Origin of the sequence: Candidatus Nitrosotalea bavarica, assembly GCF_900167955.1 — an archaeon.
Lineage (GTDB): Archaea > Thermoproteota > Nitrososphaeria > Nitrososphaerales > Nitrosopumilaceae > Nitrosotalea > Nitrosotalea bavarica.
The window spans coordinates 98,016-104,048 of the sequence record NZ_FUYK01000004.1 but is presented as its reverse complement, the minus strand read 5'-3'; the positions used below and the strand labels follow the sequence as shown (position 1 = coordinate 104,048).

The following is a 6,033-nucleotide window of genomic DNA, read 5'->3' as shown; positions in this document are numbered from 1 at the left end:
GAACTTGTAACAGCATGCAAAAAACAAGGAGATGCACTGTACCAGCCAAAAATATTGGCATTTGAGAATAACATTTTTGAGAGTGCTGGAAACATGTTACATGTATTTGGTTTTGGCTATCCAAAAGGAAGGGGCGAGACAGACAAGGGACAATACAATATCCCAGAAGACATCGGCTATGCCTCAGGAGCATGTCTGTTTACATCAATCAAAGTTCTAGATAAGATAGGTCATTTTGATCCGTTCTTGTTTTTGTATCATGATGACTTGGAACTTGGATGGAGAGCAGCACAATTAGGCATAAAATCATGCTATGTTCCTTCTGCTGTCATATATCATTTAGCAAGTTACAATCTAAAATGGAGTGCACAAAAGTTTTTTTGGTTAGAAAGAAACCGACACTACTGCTTACTGACACACTATTCAAAAAATACATTTTACAAAATGTTGCCAGCTCTTACAGTTGTTGAATTGATGGTTCTGGTATTTTATTTTTCAAAAGGATTTGGCAAGGCAAAATTACGAGCATATTGGGATATTTTAAAAAATAGAAAACACATATCAAAAAAATATGTAGAACTAGAGTCCAAAAAAATAATTACAGACAAGGAACTGATAAGAAATCTTCCTGATCAAATGTCAATACCTAATTTTCTTTCAGGCTCTATTGCAAATAAAATATTTAATTCTACAATTTCTAGTCTAAGCAAGATAGTAAAGAAAATATCATAACATATTTCAGTAATTAGATCTAGAAAACGTCATAATCTCCAAATGAAAAGAACCAATTATCATATTTTTTTAATTGTTCCAAGTCTTTTCTGGTTGGATCTGAATTAATTAGTATAAAGTGAGCCGACTGGGGTTTTAGGAATTTTGGAGCAATTTTAAAGCCAGCACTAGAAAGCAGTTGATACTCTACTGTTAGAGGTCCAGATATGGCAATGGTTACCGAGACACCAGATTTCCAAAAGTCATCAAGTGCAATTTGTACCAAGTCTTTGATTCCTGCAGGATTTGCATCTGAATCTACCATAAAGTCAGCAATAACTCCTACAGATTTTCCATTTATCTCGGTTTTTCTTGTAATTACATATCCCTCAAGTACAGAATTTTTCCTCAAAACAAAGGTCTTGTATTGCCTAGTAGGACTATTCCTATACCTCCAGTTAAGAAATTCTTTTGTTCTCTGTTTTATAACAGGAATCCTTTGACTTGCTTTTGTGGCAAGTATCTCAAAAGATTCATCAAAATGGCCATTAAATTCAACAACATTTGGATTGACACTTTTTTTTGCCTTCCAAATATTATCAAAGATGCGTAACACAGCACTAATAGGAAATGAAAAATAGTGTGATAATCTTAATGGCCTAAATAAAATAGGCATGTTTGAGATCTCATAAGATCCTTGTCTTACAAACGAATTAAATGAATTGTCATTTGCTACACCATAGATACATGAAATATTTTTTTTCATGGATTGCTCTAGTACCATAGAAATCAATTTTGAAAAAATTCCTTTGTTTCTATAATCTGGATCAACATACGAATTGCATGACAATGAAGCTTTTACAATTGTTTGATTCACAAGTATATTCATTGGTAAAATAGATTCCACGCCAACTATTGTATTTTGTTTATCATCATCTTTTGCAGTTATTACAATGGCCTCACCCTCTGGATTATTCAGATATTGCCAATCAAAGAAATCAGATTTTGAAATTTCCACATCTCCAAAAATTTTTCTTGTTAATCTAAGAATTTGATCTTTATCTTCTTTCAACTTGTCAGACTGGGAAAATTTCATACAACTATTTTTTATTCATGCAAAATAAGAGTATTTGTCAACTCTCAAAGGATATAAACTTGGCAGGAGCTCAAAGAATAGTAATTGAATCTACTAGGAATAGATTTCGAAGATTGGTTTCATCCAGAATTAATCCAGAGACACATAACTGGATTGGACAAGACACCCACAGTAGTAAATGGAATAGACAAGATACTAGATTGGCTACGAAAGAATGAAACTTTTGCAACTTTTTTTGTAGTAGGAGAGCTGCTTGAGGCAAAACCGGAATTATTGGACAAAATAATCAATGGTGGACATGAGATTGCATTTCATACCATGTATCACACACGAATTGACTCTCCAAACTTTAAAGAGAAGTTTACAGAAGAAATCAAACTGTTTGACAAGCTAACTTCCAAAAAGTCCAGAGGTTTTAGAGCACCGTCTTTTTCGCTAAATCATTCCAGTTCTTGGCTCATAGATACACTAGCAGAGAATAACTATCTATACGATAGTAGTGTGATGCCTGCAAAAACAAAATTGTATGGAATTCCAAATGCAGACATCAAGCCATACAAGATAAGCAGTTCATCATTAGAACAAAATGACCCTTCTGGAAAAATAACCGAGTTTCCTTTATTGACTACAAAACTATTGGGATATACCATTCCTGCTTGTGGTGGGTTTTATCTTAGATTTTTACCGCCAAAGATTATCGAGCGAGCAATCAAAAACAACATGAAGAAAGGTATTCCGGCAACATTTTTCATCCATTCATGGGAACTTACACCAGAATTAATGCCAAAGGTAGAGTTGCTTTTCTCGGATAGTTTCATAACATATCACAATATTGGAAAAGCATTATCAAGAATGGATAGTCTGATAAAGAAATTCAAATTTACTTCTTTTGAGAGATTTATCTCAGAAAATTCTATAAATTAATTAAAGATTATTTTTGATTCTTGAAGAATTGGATTGTTTTTTCTATTCCATTTCTTACTGGAATGTCAACTTTCCATCCCAGAGAGCAAAGTTTTGTATTATCCACTAGAAAGTTTCCAACATCGACTTTTTCAGTATATTGGGGAGGATCGATGTATTTTATTTTAGCACCTGTTAGTTCCTCTAACCAAGTTCCTATCTCATAAAACCAGGTTTTCTTGTAAGATGAGATCCAGTATAAATTTCCAGATTGTCCTTTATGCATTATAGTTTTAAGTGCAGAGACAACATCAGAGATGTAAATCACATCTCTGAAGAACTGACCTTTGTTGTAAATTGTGACTTCTTCTCCCTTGTATGCCTGATGTATCAAGAAGTTTAATGCGTTTTTTATTGCAGTCTCTGACTGTTCTCGCGGTCCAAAAGAATTTGTTATCCTAAATGATACCGTATCCAAACCATATACGTTATGATATATTTTTGAAAAATGCTCACTTGATAGTCTATTGATTCCATAAATGGTCGTTGGATTACAAGGACTTTCTTCAGTAACTGGAAGTTGAGTAGGTCTTCCTATTACAATGAACGTACTGCCCAAGATGAACCTGCATTTTGGATTTACTTTTCTAATCTTCTCAAGAATACATAGAGTGGATTTTGAATTTACCTCTACATCATAGAGTGGATTATCAAATGATTTCTTGTGGGATGTCTCACCAGCTAAATGAAATATAACTTCAGGATTGTTATCTTCTATACTTTTTTCAAGTTGTGCAAAATTTGTGACATCAACATATTCCAGACGTATTTTATCTAGATTTTGCATAACGTTTTGTTTCTTGTTGTCATTTCTTGCCAAAAGTGTGACCTCATGTCCATCCTTTAACAATTCATCACATAGGTGGCTTCCCACAAATCCTGTACCACCAGTAATTAGTACTCTCATTTACTGCACCCTAGAATAATCAATCATTATAACATTACAGAGTTTGGATTTAATATTATCTCATATGATGAATTTTATCGGATTTTCAAGAATAGATACCGATTGAAGAGTAATATAGTGTAAACAAGAAAAAATACAAGATTGAAAAATATAGTTCTTAAAACTCGATTCAAGGGTGCAGTATTACATGGATTGTACAATGAAATGATCAAAAATCCTCCTCCTGGTTACAAAATTACAACACCTGGAGATATGGAAAAAAGTCAACTTGCAAAGATTACATTCCAAGTAGACAGTAATTTGTATAAAAGATTCTTGTATCAGTTTGGTGCATTTCCATATCTTACTACACAACTTGCCGGAGAGAAAGTTGATTACAAAAACTGTGATCTAATATTTGCAGCGCAGCATCTCATCAAGACAGAAAAGCCATGGGTTGTAGATCTTGAGTTTGTAAATGCGCTTGCAGGTTACTGTAATATTAATTTGGTAAAAAATCTAATTTCAAAAAAATTAAGGTCAAGGGAATGCAAGGCCATTCTTCCATGGAGTAAGTGGGGTGCAAATACTGTTCTGAATTCCATGGATTGTACTGGATTCAAAGATAAAATCAAGGTTGTAAGATATACAGTATCTCCAAAAAATATTGAGAGAGTCCCTAAAAAATCTGGAATACGGATGCTTTTTCTTGGCAGCATAAACCAGTGTGGAAGAATGAGAGAGAGGTACAAGGGATTATACGAAAATGTAGAAGCGTTCATCCAGATACAGGACAAGTATGATGATCTTGAACTTGTAATTCGTTCAAGTGTAACTCCTGAGGTCAGAGCAAGAGTATCCAAGTATCCGAACATCAAGATAATAGATTCTCAGTTATCATACGAGCAGTTGGAGGAACTTTACCGTTCTACAGATGTATTTCCACACATAGGATATGAGGCCATGAATTTATCAACTCTAGAGGCCATGAGTTATGGAATTCCAGTAATAGCAACAAATCTCTACAATATACCAGAGGCCATCACTCACATGAAAAATGGAATGTTGATTGACTTGCCAGATTCTACATTACTATACACTAAGAATGGATCTCCAAATGAATACTCCAATCCTCCCATAAATACAATGAAGAAATTCAGATCAGCCGTGATTGAAAAAACCAAGGACTGTATGAGAATGTTGATTGAAGATTCATCCTTGCGTCAGAACATAGGAAGAGAAGCTGCTCAAACTATCAAGAGTGGAGAGTTTTCCATTGAACACAAAAACTCTATACTAAAAGAAATTTTTGATGAAGCTACAAGATAGATTTACAAACAAATGATTCTAATATTAGTTGTACAAGAGATTTTCCATTGACCAAGAACAGCAAGCTTAGAGATAAACGAGTGCTTGTTACTGGTGGAGCAGGTTTCATAGGTTCCGAGGTTGTAAGGCAACTCCATAGTTTGGGTGCAAAAATAATAGTATTTGATAATTATTCCTCAGGAAGAAGAAGATACATAGATAAAATTCCAAATGTTACCCAAGTCAGAGGCTCTATTACAAATCCATCTAAAGTAAATGATGTTGTAAGCAAATCAGATTACATAATAAATTTGGCAGCACTGCCATTTATTCCAGATTCATTTTACTATCCTGGAGAATTTTTCAAGGTAAATGCAGAGGGTACAATTAATGTAACAATGGCAGCAATTAGATCAAAACGAATCAAAGGTTTTGTTCACATTTCTACCAGTGAGGTGTATGGTACCGCTAAAACTGTTCCAATGTCAGAAGATCCTNNTGCTGCAAGCAAACTTGCAGGTGAGAGAGCAGTCTTTACATTACATAAAGAGCATGGATTACCAGCAGTCATCATAAGACCATTCAATAGCTATGGACCAAGAATTACTCAGCCATACATAATTCCTGAAATAATAAGCCAGATTTTCCACAACAGAAATTTTGTAAAATTAGGAAATGTTGAATCATCAAGAGATTTCACATTTGTTTCAGATACAGCAAGGGGAATGATAGCAGGCCTTACAGCAGAAAAAGCAATAGGTGAAACCATCAATGTGGGAAGCAACACAAGTTATAAAATAAAAGATCTAGTCATGCAAATAGCAAAAATTATCGGAGAGAATGTAAAGATAGTAATCGATAAAGAACGCTTTAGGCCCTTTGATGTTCAAAAACTTGTTTGTGATTACAGAAAAGCAAAAAAGATGCTAGATTGGATGCCAGAGATACCCATTGAAGAAGGATTAACAAAAACAATTGATTGGATGAAGACCAATTCACCAGATTTTGCTACACCTTTTGAAGGATGGGCAAAAATATACAGAATGAACCTAACTCAGAAGAAGTGAGG

General features: G+C 34.2%; 6 protein-coding genes. 4 read left to right on the top strand and 2 right to left on the bottom strand.

What is annotated here, in order from left to right:
• Positions 1-732, top strand: a 732-nt coding sequence (locus C0Q33_RS02770) for a glycosyltransferase family 2 protein (RefSeq protein WP_101477069.1), incomplete at its 5' end; no start/stop codon positions are given.
• Positions 733-751: 19 nt separating this feature from the next.
• Here C0Q33_RS02770 and C0Q33_RS02765 read toward each other — a convergent pair.
• A complete protein-coding gene (locus tag C0Q33_RS02765; RefSeq protein ID WP_101477068.1) occupies positions 752-1,807 on the bottom strand; it encodes a GNAT family N-acetyltransferase in 1,056 nt (351 codons plus the stop codon).
• 84 nt (positions 1,808-1,891) lie between these two features.
• Between C0Q33_RS02765 and C0Q33_RS02760 the strand changes: the two genes are divergently transcribed.
• Positions 1,892-2,731: a polysaccharide deacetylase family protein gene (locus C0Q33_RS02760; RefSeq protein ID WP_101477067.1), complete on the top strand. Its 840-nt coding sequence runs from the start codon at positions 1,892-1,894 to the stop codon at positions 2,729-2,731.
• 7 nt (positions 2,732-2,738) lie between these two features.
• On the opposite strand, the gene C0Q33_RS02755 is transcribed toward C0Q33_RS02760, so the two are convergent.
• Positions 2,739-3,677 (bottom strand): NAD-dependent epimerase/dehydratase family protein, encoded by a 939-nt coding sequence (locus C0Q33_RS02755; RefSeq protein WP_101477066.1) that lies wholly within the window; start codon positions 3,675-3,677, stop codon positions 2,739-2,741.
• 141 nt (positions 3,678-3,818) lie between these two features.
• Between C0Q33_RS02755 and C0Q33_RS02750 the strand changes: the two genes are divergently transcribed.
• Positions 3,819-4,985, top strand: a complete 1,167-nt coding sequence (locus tag C0Q33_RS02750) for a glycosyltransferase family 4 protein (RefSeq protein WP_101477065.1) — start codon at positions 3,819-3,821, stop codon at positions 4,983-4,985.
• 80 nt (positions 4,986-5,065) lie between these two features.
• Positions 5,066-6,031 carry an NAD-dependent epimerase/dehydratase family protein gene (locus C0Q33_RS02745; RefSeq protein WP_449384863.1) on the top strand — a complete coding sequence of 322 codons (966 nt, stop codon included), beginning with the start codon at positions 5,066-5,068 and terminating at the stop codon, positions 6,029-6,031.
• Positions 6,032-6,033 lie beyond the last annotated feature (2 nt).

Coding starts and splice junctions, on each gene's coding strand:
- C0Q33_RS02765 (WP_101477068.1), bottom strand. CDS start 1,807: ATGAAATTTTCCCAGTCTGACAAGTTGAAAGAAGATAAAGATCAAATT.
- C0Q33_RS02755 (WP_101477066.1), bottom strand. CDS start 3,677: ATGAGAGTACTAATTACTGGTGGTACAGGATTTGTGGGAAGCCACCTA.